This window comes from Microbulbifer sediminum (genome assembly GCF_021729035.1).
GTDB classification, from domain to species: domain Bacteria; phylum Pseudomonadota; class Gammaproteobacteria; order Pseudomonadales; family Cellvibrionaceae; genus Microbulbifer; species Microbulbifer sediminum.
On sequence record NZ_JAJSAP010000007.1, the window covers coordinates 54907 to 71689 of the forward strand.

Sequence of the window (16783 nt, forward strand, 5' to 3'; positions counted from 1 at the left end):
ACCGCCCGACCGCTCCGGCAGGGTGGGCAATAACAAGAACGGATAGCCCCGGGTCGTCCCCGGGTTAAAGGCACTGAATGAGCAGCGAAAAAATCAACCGGCGACAACAGATCCTGCAGGCACTGGCACATATGCTCGAAGCCAGCCCCGGCGCCCGCATCACTACCGCGGCCCTGGCGAAAGAGGTGGGCTTCTCCGAAGCGGCGCTATATCGCCACTTCCCGAGTAAGTCCAAAATGTTCGAGGGCCTGATCGAGTTTATCGAGGAGACGATCTTCAGCCGGGTCTCCATGATCCTGCAGGAAGAGCCCTCAGCCCCGCTGCGCTGCCAGAAAATCCTCCATCTGCTGCTGGCCTTCTGCGAGCGCAACCCGGGCATTACCCGCCTGCTCACTGGCGACGCACTGACCGGGGAAACCGAGCGGCTGCACGGTCGAATCCTGCAGTTTTTCGATCGCCTGGAAACCCAGCTCAAGCAGATCCTGCGCGATGCCGAGCTGCGCGAGCAGTTGCGCCCGACGATTCCCCTGGGCGGTGCCGCCAACCTGTTGATGGCCAGCGCCGAGGGCCGCATCGTACAGTATGTGCGCAGCGGCTTCCGTCGCAGACCCACCGAGTACTGGGCAGAACAGTGGCCGGTGCTGATCGCCGGGTTCTTCCGTGAGCCGGTCGCTGTCGCGTAACCCCGTGGCAGCTTCCAGATAGACAGGTGAGGGATAGGAAAGTTCGGGCCCGGATGGGCCCTGCGTGGGGATCAGCCGCGACGACTGGCCGGGCTATTTGCCGGCGATTTCGGTATAACGCCCCGCCGCCCGGTCGAACTCGGCATTGATGCGCTTCTCCTCTTTCCGGCGCAGCGCCATACGCTCCTTCAGGATGTCGATTTCGGCCCGTAAATCCTCAATGCGCCGCAGGCGCTTCGGAAGGACCTCGCCGCCGTTGCGCTGGATTCGCGCCGCCTCATCCTCCTCGCGCTCAATCTGCGCGCCCAGGCTGGCGATATTGGAACGCATGATGGCCATGTCCTGCTGCACAATGGCGAGCTTGCGGTCGCGGGCACTCTCGATGTCCGCGACACTGCTGTAGCGCTTGAGCAACTCCCGATCAGCCTTCTCCCGGGCCAGCCGGCGCTTCTTCTCCTCGAGCGCAGCACCGCTCAACTCCGGGGGCACCTCCTTGAGCACGCGCCCGGAGGGCGTGATCACCTCGTAACCACGGGATACATAGCGCGGCGGCACCAGGTCATCAATGACCTGGATGCCGTTCTCATCGGTGTAGCGGTAAAGCACCTGGCCACTGAACTCCTCTCCCTGTTTGGCACCGACGCTTGCCGCCAGGCCCAACAGCATCAGCAGTGGCCAAAATCTGGAGATGTTCATCAGGCTCCTCGTTCCCGATCCGGCTCCCGGGGCTGCGTATGGCGCTTACGCCACGCCGTAGCGCTGCCGGTATTCGATTATTTTTTGTACGGTTTCGCCGTCCTGCGATTCCTCACTAAGGTAGCTGATTATATCGTCCAGTTGCACGATACTGATCACAGGAACACTGTACTCACGTTCTACTTGCTGAATCGCCGACAGCTCCGTATCCTCGCCCGCCCGCTCCTGGCGATTGAGGCCGATTACCACGCCAGCGGCCTCTGCTTCGTGCGCGGCGATGATGTGCATCACTTCACGCACGGCGGTGCCGGCGGTAATCACGTCATCGATGATCAGGACCTTGCCTTCAAGGGGCGCACCCACTAAGGTTCCGCCCTCACCATGGGCCTTGGCTTCCTTGCGGTTGTAGCAGAATGGCTTGTCCACACCCTTCTGCGCCAGGGCCACGGCGGTCACCGCCCCCAGTGGTATGCCCTTGTATGCCGGGCCAAAGATGACATCAAACTCCACTCCCGAAGCCAGGATGGCCTCGGCGTAAGCGTGCCCGAGTGCGGCCAGGGCCGCACCGGAGTGAAAGCGGCCGGCATTGAAGAAGTAGGGGCTGCGACGCCCGGATTTCAGGGTGAAGTCGCCAAAGCACAGCACCTGGTGATCCAGGGCCAGTTGAATAAAGTCGCGCTGATACTGCTGCATGGAAAATTGTTAACTATTGGCTAAGGTGAAGGGAGATCTACCCGCAGCCCTGCGGGAGACATGTCAAATAATGCTAGTTAATACAGTGTACTGCCTCATACTGAAAGGCGCTATCGGAGCCTCGGGTGCCGCGCACGGGAAGCGCTCGTATAATCATGCGCCGCTATCCTTCTGTATGAATCCGAACACTAGTCCGCTGGTAAGGGGCTAAAAGAATGCGAATAGTAAGTCTGTCCGTAGACGGCGTGCACCAGGCGGCGCAGCGTGGCCTGTATGACTGGCTGGCGGACCAGGACGCGGACATCATCTGCCTTCAGGATCTCCGCTCCCTCGAGCCAGAGCTGGATCATCCGGTTTTCCACCCTGACGGTTATTACAGCTACTTCTTCGACTCCGGCACCCCACACGAGAATGGCGTTGCCATCTACACCCGCAGCCAGCCCAAGGCGATTATTTTCGGCATGGGGTTCGCCAATGGTGAGGACATGTACGGTCGCTACCTGCAGGCCGACTTCGAGCGCCTCAGTGTCGGGTCGCTGCTGGCACCACAGGCCACAACCGGGGAGGAGGCGGACCTGGAGAAGAAGGTGCAGTTCTTCGACGACATGCAGGCGCACCTGACCAAGATCAGCCGCAAGCGACGCGACTTTATTTTCTGTGGCAACTGGGCGATGGCCCATCGCCGTGCCGACGTACAGAACTGGCAGGACCACCAGGACACCCCCGGCTTCATGCGTCACGAACAGCGCTGGCTCGAGCAGCTATTCAACGACATCGGCTATGTCGACGCCTTCCGCAAGGTCGTGAAGGATGCAGATGAATTCAGCTGGTGGCCGAGCGGGAAGGTAGGCGAGGGCGACGGCTGGCGCACCGACATGCAGGTAGTGTCCCACGGCCTGCGCAACCGCATCGAGTACGGCGCGATCAACAAGAACGTGGAGTTTTCCAGCCACCTGCCCGTGATCATGGATTACGACCTGGAGGTATGACGATTGGGCGACGGGCATAGGCCCGCCGCCAGTCGACTCACTCCGCCAGCGCTTTCTTTTGCCGGCCGACCAGTTCGTCGATTCCCGCCTTGCCCAGCGCCAGCATCTTCGCAAACTGCGCCTCGGTGAAGGGCGCGCCCTCGGCAGTGCCCTGCACCTCGATCATGCCGCCGTCCTCGGCCATTACCAGGTTCATGTCGGTATCCGCCTGGCTGTCCTCCGGGTAGTCCAGGTCCAGCACCGGTTCTCCCTCGTAGATGCCCACGGAAACCGCGGCCACCATGTTCTTCAGCGGGTCAGCGCTGATGATTTTCTCCCGCTGCATGTAACGGAGCGCATCAACGAGCGCCACACAGGCGCCGGTGATCGACGCGGTGCGGGTCCCACCGTCGGCCTGGATAACGTCACAGTCGACGGTAACCTGGTGCTCGCCCAGAAGGGTGAGATCCACGGCAGCGCGCAGGGAACGGCCGATCAGGCGCTGGATTTCCACGGTGCGTCCACTCTGCTTGCCGCGCGCAGCCTCACGCCCCATCCGTGAGCCGGTGGAGCGAGGCAGCATGCCGTACTCGGCAGTAATCCAGCCACTGCCCTGGCCACGCAGGAAGCGCGGGACATCCGCCTCGACCGAGGCGTTGCACAGTACCTTGGTATCGCCAAATTCCACCAGTACGGAGCCCTCCGCATGGCGGGTGTAGTTACGTGTAATTTTTACCTCACGCATCTGTTCCGGCTGGCGACCACTGGGACGTTGCATATTTTCACCTCGCGTTTCCATTCAAAGAGGGCAATTATACCCCTTATGACAACCCCGGCGCTGCGGTCATGGCCGACCGCCGCGGCCAGCCATCGCGCTGGCGTCGCTGTGCTATGATGCCGGACCCGTTTTTTTTGCACGCCGGAGAGACCATGGCCCAGAAACCAGTTCGCAGCATGACCGCATTCGGACGCGCCGAGGCAGCCTATGCCACCGGAACAGCCGTCTGGGAGCTGCGCTCGGTCAATCATCGCTACCTGGAACCCCACTTTCGCCTGCCGGAAGCGGCACGCCCACTCGAACCCAAATTGCGCGAAGCACTCCGCAAAGACCTCAGCCGGGGCAAAGTGGAACTCTCGCTCTCACTAAAGCCCAGCGATGTAGCCAGCACCGGGCTGGAAATCAACCAGCCACTGGTGGACGCGTTGAAACAGGCTGCCCAACAGGTCTCCCCGGAGCCCGGCTCTACGCCGCTCGATCCACTGCGCATCCTGCAATGGCCAGGCGTGATCGCCGAACAGGATACGGACCGGGAAGAGCAGGCGGGCGCTATCATGAGTGCTTTCCGCGAAGCTATCGAGCAACTGATCGCAAATCGCGAGCGCGAGGGATTGGAGCTGCGCAGCTTTATCGAGGCGCGCCTCGATAGCATCGAACAGCAGGTCGGGCTGGTACGCACTTTGCTACCGCAGATCCTGCAATCACAGCGGGAAAAGCTGCGCACGCGCCTGGAAGAACTGCTCAGCGAAGTGGACCAGGACCGCATCGAGCAGGAAATTACCCTGCTGGCACAGAAGGCGGACGTGGACGAGGAGCTTGACCGGCTCGAGGCCCACGTCAAGGAGACTCGCCGGGTACTCGCCGGCGGCGGCGCCATCGGCCGGCGACTGGACTTCCTGATGCAGGAGTTCAACCGCGAGGCCAACACACTCTCATCAAAGTCCGTGGTCACCGACACCACCCAGGCTGCAGTGGAGCTGAAGGTGCTGATCGAGCAGATGCGTGAGCAGGTGCAGAATATTGAGTAGTGCCTGTACCGTTAAATGATGCTCCCTTCCCGCTGTAACAAATAGCGCACAACAACACGCAACCTGCGGCACCGGTCAAGTGGTGCCGCATCGTCCTGCCGCTCATCCATTCCCGCTAGCAAAATAATTTCTGGCAGCCAAAAAAAACAATATAAATATGCAATTCAGTTGCCGAAAAAGGAAATAAATCCAGAAAAACTATTTACTGGGCAAAAATAAGTGCGAGCATGGCTCCTCCCATTGAAGGAACATATCTATTAAGGAGGATTGATGTTTCGATTAATGATGCTCTCACTGCTGGCCCTGGTGGCCATGTCCGGTCACGCGAACGTACCCGAGTATCCCGACGATGGCTCGGGCGGCAGTGCGCCCACCTATCTCGGCTGCGGAGTATACGGCAGCAGCTCCATGGGTTTTCCCACAATGATGTACGCCCAGCGGGTGCGCTATTGCCGCTACGACGGTCCGCTGATCTGTAACGGCAAGACCCAGGGTGAGTTCGCCGAGTGGGAACACAACGGCGTCTCCACCGGCAAGCAGAAACGCACCGTCATTGCCACTTACAACGCGCCGCAGAAGTCATCTGTAAACACACTGATGTACTTTATCGGTGGCCAGTATTTTAACGCTGAAACCCCGAAAGCCAGTGGCATTGGTCTCTGCGAGGACTGGGACAACCTGTTCGATCACAGTGACTTCAACCTGGCCAACAAGAATATCCCCATCCTGCCGGGTTCGGTTCCCCACGAGATCGCCACCGATGGTTTTTTCGATATGGGACGTACGTTTATGGCAGTTGCCATGGACGCACGCTTTAACTATGACTTCACCAAGGACAACCAGCACGAAATTCTGAACGCGCACTACCAGTGGCTGCGCAAGAAGTTCTATCGCTCTGAGATGAAGTTCATTTACCTGGTGGGGCACAGTCGCGGCGGCACCCTGGCCACCATGCTGGCCAGCAAGTTCAAGGACGAAATGCCGGAGGTTCCGGTTTTTGTACAGTTGTATGACCCGGTTGCCAACCCGGATTCGGGTCACCACGAACTGGGTACCGACAAGTACAGCAAGATCACCAACCCAATTCCGCGGCAGATATCACTACTGGGACAGACATACACTGTCCATGACTTCACATATCGATCCGACCTTTTCAACGGTGTATTCAATACACCCGTAAAGCGCGATCGGTTGCTGATTCACAACCATGTCGCCGGACGACAATTTATTAATGAGACACTTGAGGACCTCAGTCACGAGGTGCGCGCCTTTGCCGAGCTGGACACAGGCACTAACAACTCCGGCACGATCGGCAACTGGTATTACCAGAAGTGGTACACGATTTCACACGGTTGGATGGCCAACCTGCCCGAGTACTATGGAAGCCGCTACCTGCAAGCGGTTAAGGATGCCTACGCAACCATGGTGCCAGAACGGGTGGCGTCAATGGCACCCGAGGCGCGCTGTAATATGTCACCGCGCTGGGCCGAGGGAACGCAGGTAACCGTTTCCTTTGATGGTGTCGGATCCGAAAGCCGCAGCGGCGCAGCCCTGAGTTACCACTGGCAGCTGCCGAACGGCACTACCCGTTCAGGTATAGGGCCTCACTCGGCAACCTTCTATTCCGGTGGAGAACAGCTCTCCTCCCATTCAGTTCGCCTTACCGTGACCGACACTAACGGTAATACGGATACTGCCTCTTGTTCAGTCACACTCGAGGACCGTGACGAAAGCTGTGGCGACCCCTTCTGTAAACCCGCATTGTAATAACACAGCTGGACGGGGGCGCCGCCCCCGTCATCCCTCCGAGGCTAATCAAATATATTTGGTTAAAAAGCCCGTATCAACTCCACCTGGAACAGTTCGCTCGCTACTGAATAACCGCGCACGCTCCCCCCGCCTGAACTACGACTAATTCTCAACTCTGGAATAAAAATCATCTTCCGATTTCTCTTATTGTTTTTCTGGCGCCCCCATCGTCGAGTTTCCCGTAATTCCCTTGAGGGAAATAACACTGTTACGTCACTGCTAGGTGCTGACGAAGCAAAGGCCGGAAAATCCGGCGAGCCGTGACCGGTTAAGGTCCCACAGAAAAAGATTCAGCACGCGGTTAAGCAAATTTTTTCAATCAAGGACGTCTCTAAAAGCGGCTCTGCCGCTGAATCATGGCCCAACCCCCACAAGGGGCGCGGCCAATAATAATTATGGAGAACCGAGAAACAATGAAGCATCCAATAACAAAACTGATCGGGACTGTGGCAGCCGGCAGCGCCATTGCGCTGGGCGCCACCTTCTCCCTACCGGCACTGGCGGTGGAAACCAACCAGCCTGCCGCCGCCCTGGCCAGCACCCCTATGGTCAGCGACCGCATTATCATCAAATACAAGGACAGTACCCAGATGGGCGCTGCCAGCGCCATGTCGCAGACCGCCATGGAGCGCGCATCCCGCGTTGCCGGGGCCAAGCTGCAGCATATGCGCCGCCTGGCAACCGGCGCCCAGCTCATGCAACTGGAAAAGCGCATGGGTGGGGCAGAGATGGCGGAAATCATCAGCCGCCTACAGCAGGATCCCACGGTGGAATACGCCGAGCCGGACCTGCTGTTGCAACCCATGGCCACGCCCAATGACCCCAGCTACAGCCAGCAATGGCACTACTTCGAAGCCACCGGTGGCCTTAACCTGCCGAGCGCCTGGGACACCACCCAGGGTGAGGGTGTCAATGTTGCGGTGCTGGATACGGGCTACCGCCCCCATGCCGACCTGGTCGACAACCTGCTGCCGGGTTATGACATGATTTCCGACAGCACGGTGGCCCAGGATGGCAACGGCCGGGACAGCGATGCCAGCGACCCCGGTGACTGGGCTCCCGCGGGCGCCTGCTACTCCGGTTCCCCCGCCAGCAACAGTAGCTGGCACGGCACGCATGTGGCGGGCACCATTGCCGCTGCCACCAACAACGGCACCGGTGTCGCTGGTGTTGCCTACAAAGCTAAAGTGGTACCGGTCCGGGTGCTGGGTCGCTGCGGCGGCTATACCTCGGATATCGCCGATGGCATCATCTGGGCTGCCGGCGGCAGCGTCAGCGGTGCGCCGTCCAATGCCAACCCGGCGCAGGTGCTGAACCTGTCCCTGGGCGGCAGTGGCTCCTGTGGCAGCACCACACAGAACGCCATCAATACCGCCCGCGGCCTTGGTGCCACCGTGGTGGTTGCCGCCGGTAACTCAAACACCAATGCCAGCAACGCCACACCGGCGAACTGCTCAGGTGTGGTCACTGTGGCCTCCGTCGACCGCTCCGGCGGCCGCGCCTGGTACTCCAACTACGGCAGCGTGGTGGATGTGGCCGCGCCCGGCGGTGATACCTCAGTGTCCAGCAACGGTGTTCTGTCCACCCTTAACAGCGGCAGCCAGGGCCCGGGCAGCGACAACTACGCCTTTTACCAGGGCACCAGTATGGCCACCCCGCATGTGGCAGGGGCCGCAGCGCTGCTGTATGCACTGGACGGTTCACTGACACCCACCGAAGTGGAATCCATCCTCAGCAATACCGCACGGAGTTTCCCCGCCTCCTGTAGCCAGTGTGGTTCCGGGATCGTGGATGCGGCCGCGGCTGTCGCGGCAGTTTCCGGCGGTGGCGATCCAGATCCGGGCACCGGCGTACTGGAAAATGGCGTGGCGGAAACTGGCCTGTCCGGTAACAGCGGCGCTGAGCTTTTCTTCACCCTGGAAGTCCCTGCAGGCGCCTCGAACCTGCAGTTCCAGATTTCGGGAGGCAGCGGCGATGCGGACCTCTACGTGCGCTTTGGTTCTGCCCCAACCACCTCAACCTATGATTGTCGCCCCTACCTGAGCGGCAACAATGAAACCTGCTCCATCTCCAATGTCCAGGCCGGTACCTATCACGTGATGCTGCGTGGCTATACCAGCTTCTCCGGTGTGGACCTGGTGGGCAGCTTTGATGAGAGCGGTGGCGGCGGTGGTCCGACCGGGTGGACCGAGAGCAATCTCTCCGGCGCTACTGGCTCCTGGCAGCACTTCACCCTGCAGGTGAATGACGGTATGGCCTTACTGGATGTAAACATGTCCGGTGGCAGCGGTGACGCGGACCTGTATGTGCGCTTCGGTTCACAGCCGACCACCAGCAGCTATGACTGTCGCCCCTATCGCTGGGGCAATAATGAAACCTGCTCCATCAGCAGCCCGCAAGCCGGTACCTGGTATATCAGTCTGCGCGGTTACGATGCCTATTCAGGTGTGACCCTGGACGCCCAGGCCACCGAGTAGGCAGCGGAATTCAACCGTACACACCGGGGCCGGCCTTAGCGCCGGCCCTTTTTGTTTATCCCGACTTTTTCCTACAAACAGTTCCGCCACCACATTGCTTGCATCAGGTCATAACCACTTCGACCGCAACGGGTTTATTGCTCGTAGTTACAGTAAATAAGGGTGCTGCAGATCTGTTTATCGTTTCAGATAGCACTCTGACCACCACCCGCACAATAAACGATTAATTTTTATTAATATTCAAATCACCCATTGTTTTTCAAAAACTGCGCCCATTTAAATTTGTTATTCGTGAATATTTTTAGCTGAAAAAGTGAATATTTTTAAATACAGAAATAATGGCGCCCAATCGCACGTGGCGTGCATTTCTCTGCTGAGGTGTGCACGGAAAAATTCGTTCAACCCCTTTAATTTTTTACATATTGCCAGGCGGTGCTTAAAAGACAGCGTCTTCTTAGCGGCTTTTTACGCCTGCAGGAAAAGTACGCCTGGCATTTAACCCAAGAAATTTAATCAAGGGAGGGCAGACAAAAAGCACATTAGGTGTCGCAAATCGCCAAACGTGATTTTGCGGCCGAACGAATTTTTCTGGAGAACCTGGAAGTAATGAGATTCAAACTAAAACAACGAAAGCATCAATCAACGTTATCGAGAAAACCAGCTGGCCAGTTTGGCAGCGCACTATCCAAGTCACTTGCTGGCGTGCTGGTTCTGCTGGCCACGGCTAACACCGCTGCTGTAGAGACCCGCTCACCGGCGGAAGTGCCTGCCGGTGCGATGTCGGCAAACGCGGCCGGCAACGCTGCAATCACCGACCGCCTGATTGTGAAATATAAAGACACTCCGGCCTCCGCCATCTCTTCGGCAGCCGCACAGCGAATGTCCGCTACGGCAGTTATGCGCCTGGAACAGCGTGCCGGAAGGAAAATGCAACACATGCGCAGGCTTGCAACTGGCGCGCAACTGCTGCGCCTGGAGCGGAAACTGGATCGCCCTGGACTCACAGCTGTCATGGAGCGCCTGCGGCAGGACCCCGATATCGAGTACGTGGAGCCGGACCTGCTCCTCAAGCCCCAGGCGGTGCCAACCGATCCGCGCTACAACGAGCAGTGGCACTACTTTGAGCCTACAGCAGGGCTTAACCTGCCAGATGCCTGGAACACCACCCAGGGCGAGGGCGTCGTGGTTGCGGTTATCGATACCGGCTACCGCCCGCACCCGGACCTGGTGGATAACCTGCTGCCGGGCTATGACATGATTTCCGACAGCACCATTGCCCAGGATGGCGACGGGCGTGACGGAGATGCGCTGGATCCCGGTGACTGGGCGCCTGCCGGGGCCTGTGGTGAAGGCGAGCCCGAGCAGGGAAGTAGCTGGCACGGCACCCACGTGGCCGGCACCGTGGCGGCGTCGACCAACAATGGCACCGGGATTGCCGGTGTGGCCTACAAGGCGAAAGTGGTTCCGATCCGCGTACTGGGGCGCTGCGGTGGGTATACCTCGGATATCGCCGACGCAATGATCTGGGGCGCCGGTGGTTCGGTCGCAGGCGTACCGGCCAATGCCAACCCGGCCCAGGTACTCAACCTGAGCCTCGGCGGCGGCGGCAGCTGCGGCAACACCACCCAGAACGCCATCAATACCGCGCGCAGCCTGGGCGCAACCGTGGTGGTGGCTGCGGGCAACTCCAACACCAATGCCAGCAACGCCAACCCGGCCAACTGTGACGGTGTGGTAACGGTTGCATCGGTGGACCGTTCCGGAGGGCGTGCCTGGTACTCGAACTATGGTGATGTTGTCGATGTCGCGGCGCCGGGCGGTGATACCTCCGTTGCCTCCAATGGCGTACTGTCGACCCTGAACAGCGGCAGTCAGGGACCGGAAGCCGACAACTATGCGTTCTACCAGGGCACCAGCATGGCCACGCCGCATGTTGCCGGCGCCGCGGCGCTCCTGTATTCGCTGGATCCATCGCTCACGCCGGATGCCGTAGAGTCACTGCTGGCCAGCACTGCCCGGAGCTTCCCGGCCACCTGCGACCAGTGCGGCTCCGGTATCGTAGATGCAACCGCTGCCGTTGCAGCGCTGGGCGGTGGCCAACCGGCTCCCGGCGAGGGCACCCTCAGCAACGGGGTGGCAGAGGGTAACCTGCAGGCAGCCCAGGGCACCGAGCTGCAATTCACCATGGAAGTGCCCGCCGGTGCCTCGGATCTGCAGTTTGAAATCTATGGCGGCAGTGGCGATGCGGACCTGTATGTAAAATTCGGTTCTGCACCCACCACCCAGGCCTACGACTGCCGGCCCTATCGCACCGGCAACAGCGAGACCTGTACCTTTGCCGCGCCACAGGCAGGCACCTACCACGTCATGCTGCGGGCCTATAACAGCTTCTCTGGCGTCAGCCTGGTGGGCAGCTTCCAGGAGAACGGTGGCAGCGCTGCCAGCAGCGTGGCGGAAAGCGACCTTTCCGGGGCGGCCGGTTCCTGGCAACACTTCCCGCTGGAAGTGAGCGCCGGCAGCAGCGCCCTGGATGTGCAGATGTCCGGTGGCAGCGGGGACGCGGACCTGTACGTCAATTTCGGCTCCGAGCCCACGACCCAGGACTACGTCTGTCGCCCGTACCGCAGCGGCAACAGCGAGAGCTGCAGCATCGACAACCCGCAGGCGGGCACCTGGTATATCAGCGTGCAGGGATACTCGGACTATTCCGGTGTCTCGCTCGACGCGCAGGCAACCCCCTGAGGTATTACCCGGACACAAAAAAGGCCGGCACCATGCCGGCCTTTTTTGTTTCAGGAACAGTTACTGATGGTCCTATTTCCCGGCCTCGAGCACGATCCGATAGCGTGCCTTGCCGCTCTTGAGATGGTCCAGCGCATCGTTCACCCTGCTCATGGGGAACATTTCCACTTTCGGTTCGATGTTGTGGCGCCCGGCAAACTCCAGCATCTGTGCAATAGTCTCCGGACTGCCCACCGGTGAACCGGACACCTGCCGCTGGCCAAGGATCAGCTGGAACACGTTGATATCCAGCGGATCGGTGGTGGCACCGAGAAAGTGCAGGCGGCCACGGGCCTTCAGCGTCGAAAGGTACAAATTCCAGTCCAGCTTGGCGTTGACCGTCGACAGGATGACATCAAAGCGGCCTGCCGCCTCACCCACGGCGTTTTCGTCGCGGGAGTTCAGCGTGTGGTGGGCCCCCATTGCCAGTGCCTCGTCCCGCTTGGAATCATTGGAGGTAAACGCGGTGACCTCACAGCCCCAGGCGTTAAGGAACTGCAGCGCCAGGTGACCGAGCCCGCCAATACCGATTACCCCCACGCGACTGTTCGGTTTAACGTCAAACTGCACCAGCGGGTTGAACACGGTGATACCCGCGCAGAACAGGGGTCCCGCCTTGGCCGGATCGATGTTGTCCGGAATGGGCACGACGCTATCGGCAGCCGCACGCACCCTGTCAGCAAAACCGCCGTGGTGACCGATAATGGTGTGCTGGGCATCGACGCACAGGTTCTGGTCCCCGGAATTGCACGAGTGGCAGTGGTTGCAGTAACCGGAATGCCATCCCAGGCCCACCAGCTGTCCCGGTTGCAGGTGCGTGACCTGCTCACCCAGGTCGCCCACCCGGCCCACCACTTCGTGCCCCGGCACCACCGGGTATTCCGACATGCCCCATTCGTCATCAATGATGCTCAGGTCACTGTGGCACAGGCCACAATACAGTACCTCGATTTCCACCTGACCGGGTTTCAGCTCTCCGGGATCGTACTGGAATGGCTGGAGCGCACCGCCAGCCTCCATTGCCGCGTAGGCATTGATCATGCGTTACTCCACTTTCTTTTTCGATATCGGTCCATTGCCGCCGGGAACGAGTCGCGGCGACAGAGACACAGGATCGGGTACACCGCCCCCAATGGGGGCGGGCAGGGCGCGCGGGTGATCAGCGCACAAATTCCTCGAACTGCTTGTCCACCGGGGTGTCGGCGAAATGGTTGATGTAATTGCTCATCACTTTCTGCGACACCCCCACGATAATCTCCAGCAGGTTCCGCTGAGTGTAGCCGGCGTCGTAGAAACGCTGCACCACCTCGTCAGAGACAACACCGCGATCGCGCACTATTGCCAGGGTGGTGTCACGCAGTACTTCGAGTTTGTCGGTAGGTAGCGACGTCTTGTTGCGCAGTGCCTCGTTGATCTCGTCATCCACCTTCATGGACTTGGCGATGGCACTGTGGGCAGGAACACAGTAATGGCAGCCGTGCTCCACATTGATGGACTGCCAGACCACGGTTTTTTCCTCGGCGGTGAAAGAGGTCTCTAGGAATTCCTCGTGCAGCACCTGGTAGGACTTCAGGGCAGTGGGCGCCTCTGCCATCACGCCATGCAGGTTGGGGATGGACCCAAAGGCCTGGATGGAGTTATCCAGCAGGGGTTTGCTGGCTTCCGGGGCGGTCTCTTTATCGTGAATCTGGAATGCTTTCATCGCTGTACCTCCAGCTTGCTGCGAGTAAATTGTTGAGCGAACGCTCAACCCAAACTCATGCTAACCATTCTTGAACGATCGCTCAACCCGACTGGGTGGAAATTGCCCACAGGCGCCAGCGGCGGTAAAATTTGAGCAGCTGTTCAAGTGGAGGGTGCATGGCCAATACAGCAAAGTTCGATCGCCGCGAGGTGCTTGAGAAAGCCACCAGGCTGTTCTGGCAGAAGGGCTTCCACGCCACCTCGACCCGCGATATCCAGCAGGCTATTGATATGCGGCCCGGCAGCATTTACGCAGCTTTTGGCAGCAAATCGGGCTTGTTCCGGGAAGTTCTTCGGTTTTACGCGGAAAACATGACCGACCAGCTCACCCGCTGCCTGACGGCAAACAGCACCGTGCTTGGTGGGCTGCGCGCATTTTTCCGGCTGCTCCTGCTGGAGGGCAGTAGCGACGCACCGAGCGAACTCTGCCTGCTAGCCAAGTCCCTGTCTGAGCTGGACGAGGAGGAGAGCGAGCTGTTGCGGGAGACCCGTGCCCTGCTGGCGGCCACTGAAGAGGCATTTCGCCTGCAGGTGGAAAAAGCGGTTGGCCGGGGTGAACTGGGTCCTGCTACCGATACCGCCCTGCTGGCGAGACAGCTCCAGATCCAGCTGATCGGGCTGCGCAGCTATCTCCGTGCCACCGGTGATCGCGGCGCCGTCAGCCAGGTCATCGACCATCTGTTTGAGGGTTTGCCGGGGGATAAGAGCTAACGGATTCCGAAATCCGCGCCGTGCGGACGTTTGCCCCGCGCGGCGACTGTGGCAAAGTCGAGAGACCACTACGGGATAAGAACTACAAGAGGTCGCCGTGAGTCTCGTTACCCTCGCCATCCCATTCTTCCTGCTCGCCGTGCTGGTAGAGCTGGCGTTAGACCGCTGGAAAGGGTGGGGCCTGTACCGCCTGAACGACGCCATTGGCAGCCTCGGAGCCGGGGTGCTGAGCCGGCTCTCCGGCCTGGTGCGGGCGGGGCTGCTGCTGGTCATCTATATCCCGCTGCACCAGTGGCTGCAGCCCTACTACCAGGCGGTGGGGTTCAGCTGGTCCATGGACAACCCCTGGCACCTGTTCCTGGCGGTGGTGGCATACGATTTCTGTTACTACTGGAAGCATCGACTCGGCCACGAGATCAACATTTTCTGGGCCGACCACCTGGTTCACCACCAGAGTGAGGACTACAACCTCACGACTGCATTGCGCCAGCCCTGTGGCGGGCTGCCTATCGGATGGATCTTCTATATCCCACTGCTGCTGATCGGGCTGCCGGCAGAGATGCTGGTGACCGCCGGCGCCATCGACCTGATCTACCAGTTCTGGGTGCACACACAGAAATTCCCCAAGGTCCGCTGGATGGAATGGATCCTGGTCACCCCGTCCAACCACCGGGTCCACCATGCCCAGAACCGCGTGTACGTGGACCGGAACTACGGCGGCGTTTTTATTATCTGGGACCGGCTGTTTGGCACCTACCAGGAGGAGCTGGAGGAAGAGCCCTGTATTTACGGGGTACGCAAGCCACTGAACAGCTTCGACCCCCTGGCCGCCAACCTGCAACACTACAAGCGCATGGTGCTCGATGCCTGGCATACAAAGAGCTGGCGGGACAAGCTGACACTCTGGTTCCGGCACACGGGCTATCGGCCAGCGGACGCCGAGGCCGCCATGCCGGCGCCCTCGTCGGATCTCGACCACTTCCAGCGCTATGACCCGGAAATCGACCGCGGCCGGCGCATCTACGCACTGGTGCAGCACCTGGCCTATTCCGCGGCCACACTGTTGCTGCTCTGGCAAGCGGCGGATATGGGCTACCCCGAGCTGCTGGCGTCGGTGCTCCTGGTCACGGTCGGGCTGGTCATCAATGGGCGCATTCTCGATGGCCATCCACAGAGCCATTACTGGGAAATTTTCCGCCTCGGTGCGCTGCTGCTGGTGGCGCCAATGGCCGGCGCCACGGCTGGTCCGTGGGTCTTTGGCTATGCGCTGGCAAGTCTGGTCAGCTGGTGGTGGTTGGCTTTTATCCGCAAAGAGGATACAGTCGGCCACGTTAGCGATTAGCAACAGGAAGCCGACCCGGTCACAGGGGGTTTGTGGTGATCGGCAGGTTTCCGCTGGGCGATCCCGGCCGGGTTCAGTGACGCACGCACCATGCAGTTCATTTGGTGATCAGGGCGTTTCTGAAAATCCCAACACTTCCCCCCCCACCCCGGCCGGGGTGCAGCCTGGTTTTCCAGCCTCCCGGATTGCAGTTCTCCCTGATCATTCCATTGTGCTGCCGCTCGCACCCTCGCATGACCAGTATTCGTGGCCATTCGGTTATAATCTCCGCGCATTTGCCCCCCAGACAGGAAGAGTTGTGCAAGCAGGAACCCTATTTACCGTATCCGCACCCTCCGGCGCCGGTAAGACCAGCCTGGTTAAGGCCCTGGTCGACGGCGACTCCCGGGTGACCGTATCCGTGTCCCATACCACGCGCCCCATGCGACCGGGCGAGCAGGATGGAGTGAATTACCACTTTGTCAGGCGCGAGGCTTTTCTGGAGATGCTGGGCCGGGACGCTTTCCTGGAGCACGCGCAGGTGTTCGATAATTTCTATGGTACCTCCCAGGAATGGGTGCAGGAGACCCTGGACAAAGGTCGTGACGTGATTCTGGAAATTGACTGGCAGGGTGCGGCCCAGGTACGCCGGCTGCTGCCGGACACCGTCGGCATCTTTATCCTGCCACCCTCCCAGGAGACCCTGCGCGAGCGCCTGACCGGACGCGGCCAGGACGACGAGTCGGTAATCGAGCGGCGCATGTCGCAGGCCATCGACGAGATGTCCCACTACGTCGAGGCCGACTACCTGGTGATCAACGACGACTTCCAGGTGGCTCTGGGTGAGCTGCAGTCGATCGTCACCTCCCAGCGCCAGCGCCTCGAACGCCAGCAGGAGCGCCATCGGGACCTGCTGCAGGCACTGCTGTCCCGTGACTGACGCCACCGGCAACACGTCGCTGCTCGATTTACGTACACTGTACAGTACGGTAAACTCCACGGTCCCGCGGCACCCGGCGCCCCCGGCACCAACAGACCGCGAACCCTGTACCGAATTCGCTTCCGGCCGCTGGGCCGGCGGCACTGCAATGGAAT

General features: G+C 60.1%; 14 protein-coding genes. 9 read left to right on the forward strand and 5 right to left on the reverse strand.

The features are described from left to right. Positions 1-77 precede the first annotated feature (77 nt). Positions 78-683: a nucleoid occlusion factor SlmA gene (gene slmA / locus LVD11_RS12855; RefSeq protein ID WP_237059669.1), complete on the forward strand. Its 606-nt coding sequence runs from the start codon at positions 78-80 to the stop codon at positions 681-683. 93 nt (positions 684-776) lie between these two features. On the opposite strand, the gene LVD11_RS12860 is transcribed toward slmA, so the two are convergent. Continuing rightward, on the reverse strand, positions 777-1379 hold the full coding sequence (locus LVD11_RS12860) for a hypothetical protein (RefSeq protein ID WP_237059670.1): 603 nt from the start codon (positions 1377-1379) through the stop codon (positions 777-779). Positions 1380-1424: 45 nt separating this feature from the next. Beyond that, positions 1425-2072, reverse strand: coding sequence for an orotate phosphoribosyltransferase (gene pyrE / locus LVD11_RS12865; protein ID WP_237059671.1), 648 nt, complete (start codon positions 2070-2072; stop codon positions 1425-1427). 215 nt (positions 2073-2287) lie between these two features. Here pyrE and LVD11_RS12870 point away from each other — a divergent pair, with 215 nt between their 5' ends. Next, positions 2288-3061, forward strand: coding sequence for an exodeoxyribonuclease III (locus LVD11_RS12870; RefSeq protein WP_237059676.1), 774 nt, complete (start codon positions 2288-2290; stop codon positions 3059-3061). Between the two features lie 37 nt (positions 3062-3098). On the opposite strand, the gene rph is transcribed toward LVD11_RS12870, so the two are convergent. Beyond that, positions 3099-3818, reverse strand: a complete 720-nt coding sequence (gene rph / locus LVD11_RS12875) for a ribonuclease PH (protein ID WP_237059678.1) — start codon at positions 3816-3818, stop codon at positions 3099-3101. A gap of 152 nt (positions 3819-3970) precedes the next feature. On the opposite strand from rph, the gene LVD11_RS12880 reads away from it, so the two are divergent. From LVD11_RS12880 to LVD11_RS12895, 4 genes are all read left to right on the forward strand, one after another. After that, positions 3971-4846: a YicC/YloC family endoribonuclease gene (locus LVD11_RS12880; RefSeq protein WP_237059682.1), complete on the forward strand. Its 876-nt coding sequence runs from the start codon at positions 3971-3973 to the stop codon at positions 4844-4846. A gap of 270 nt (positions 4847-5116) precedes the next feature. After that, positions 5117-6613 carry a PKD domain-containing protein gene (locus tag LVD11_RS12885; RefSeq protein ID WP_237059683.1) on the forward strand — a complete coding sequence of 499 codons (1497 nt, stop codon included), beginning with the start codon at positions 5117-5119 and terminating at the stop codon, positions 6611-6613. A 455-nt stretch (positions 6614-7068) separates the two neighbouring features. Next, positions 7069-9132 (forward strand): S8 family peptidase, encoded by a 2064-nt coding sequence (locus tag LVD11_RS16975; protein WP_305080690.1) that lies wholly within the window; start codon positions 7069-7071, stop codon positions 9130-9132. Between the two features lie 936 nt (positions 9133-10068). Continuing rightward, positions 10069-11874 (forward strand): S8 family peptidase, encoded by a 1806-nt coding sequence (locus LVD11_RS12895; RefSeq protein ID WP_305080691.1) that lies wholly within the window; start codon positions 10069-10071, stop codon positions 11872-11874. A gap of 72 nt (positions 11875-11946) precedes the next feature. Here the strand turns inward: LVD11_RS12895 and ahr are convergent, their stop codons facing one another. Further along, positions 11947-12954 carry an NADPH-dependent aldehyde reductase Ahr gene (gene ahr, locus LVD11_RS12900; protein ID WP_237059685.1) on the reverse strand — a complete coding sequence of 336 codons (1008 nt, stop codon included), beginning with the start codon at positions 12952-12954 and terminating at the stop codon, positions 11947-11949. A 118-nt stretch (positions 12955-13072) separates the two neighbouring features. Further along, positions 13073-13615: a carboxymuconolactone decarboxylase family protein gene (locus LVD11_RS12905; RefSeq protein ID WP_237059687.1), complete on the reverse strand. Its 543-nt coding sequence runs from the start codon at positions 13613-13615 to the stop codon at positions 13073-13075. 158 nt (positions 13616-13773) lie between these two features. Here LVD11_RS12905 and LVD11_RS12910 point away from each other — a divergent pair, with 158 nt between their 5' ends. The 3 genes from LVD11_RS12910 (at position 13774) to gmk (ending at position 16628) form a co-directional block, all read left to right on the forward strand. After that, positions 13774-14367 (forward strand): TetR/AcrR family transcriptional regulator, encoded by a 594-nt coding sequence (locus LVD11_RS12910; protein ID WP_237059689.1) that lies wholly within the window; start codon positions 13774-13776, stop codon positions 14365-14367. A 97-nt stretch (positions 14368-14464) separates the two neighbouring features. Beyond that, complete coding sequence (locus tag LVD11_RS12915) at positions 14465-15709, forward strand: sterol desaturase family protein (protein WP_237059691.1); 1245 nt, start codon at positions 14465-14467, stop codon at positions 15707-15709. A gap of 298 nt (positions 15710-16007) precedes the next feature. Further along, positions 16008-16628: a guanylate kinase gene (gmk, locus tag LVD11_RS12920; protein WP_237059693.1), complete on the forward strand. Its 621-nt coding sequence runs from the start codon at positions 16008-16010 to the stop codon at positions 16626-16628. Positions 16629-16783: the final 155 nt, after the last annotated feature.

Excerpts from the sequence above, each read along its gene's own strand:
- slmA (WP_237059669.1), top strand. The coding sequence starts at position 78 with ATGAGCAGCGAAAAAATCAACCGGCGACAACAGATCCTGCAGGCACTG.
- LVD11_RS12860 (WP_237059670.1), bottom strand. The coding sequence starts at position 1,379 with ATGAACATCTCCAGATTTTGGCCACTGCTGATGCTGTTGGGCCTGGCG.
- pyrE (WP_237059671.1), bottom strand. The coding sequence starts at position 2,072 with ATGCAGCAGTATCAGCGCGACTTTATTCAACTGGCCCTGGATCACCAG.
- LVD11_RS12870 (WP_237059676.1), top strand. The coding sequence starts at position 2,288 with ATGCGAATAGTAAGTCTGTCCGTAGACGGCGTGCACCAGGCGGCGCAG.
- rph (WP_237059678.1), bottom strand. The coding sequence starts at position 3,818 with ATGCAACGTCCCAGTGGTCGCCAGCCGGAACAGATGCGTGAGGTAAAA.
- LVD11_RS12880 (WP_237059682.1), top strand. The coding sequence starts at position 3,971 with ATGGCCCAGAAACCAGTTCGCAGCATGACCGCATTCGGACGCGCCGAG.
- LVD11_RS12885 (WP_237059683.1), top strand. The coding sequence starts at position 5,117 with ATGTTTCGATTAATGATGCTCTCACTGCTGGCCCTGGTGGCCATGTCC.
- LVD11_RS16975 (WP_305080690.1), top strand. The coding sequence starts at position 7,069 with ATGAAGCATCCAATAACAAAACTGATCGGGACTGTGGCAGCCGGCAGC.
- LVD11_RS12895 (WP_305080691.1), top strand. The coding sequence starts at position 10,069 with ATGCGCAGGCTTGCAACTGGCGCGCAACTGCTGCGCCTGGAGCGGAAA.
- ahr (WP_237059685.1), bottom strand. The coding sequence starts at position 12,954 with ATGATCAATGCCTACGCGGCAATGGAGGCTGGCGGTGCGCTCCAGCCA.
- LVD11_RS12905 (WP_237059687.1), bottom strand. The coding sequence starts at position 13,615 with ATGAAAGCATTCCAGATTCACGATAAAGAGACCGCCCCGGAAGCCAGC.
- LVD11_RS12910 (WP_237059689.1), top strand. The coding sequence starts at position 13,774 with ATGGCCAATACAGCAAAGTTCGATCGCCGCGAGGTGCTTGAGAAAGCC.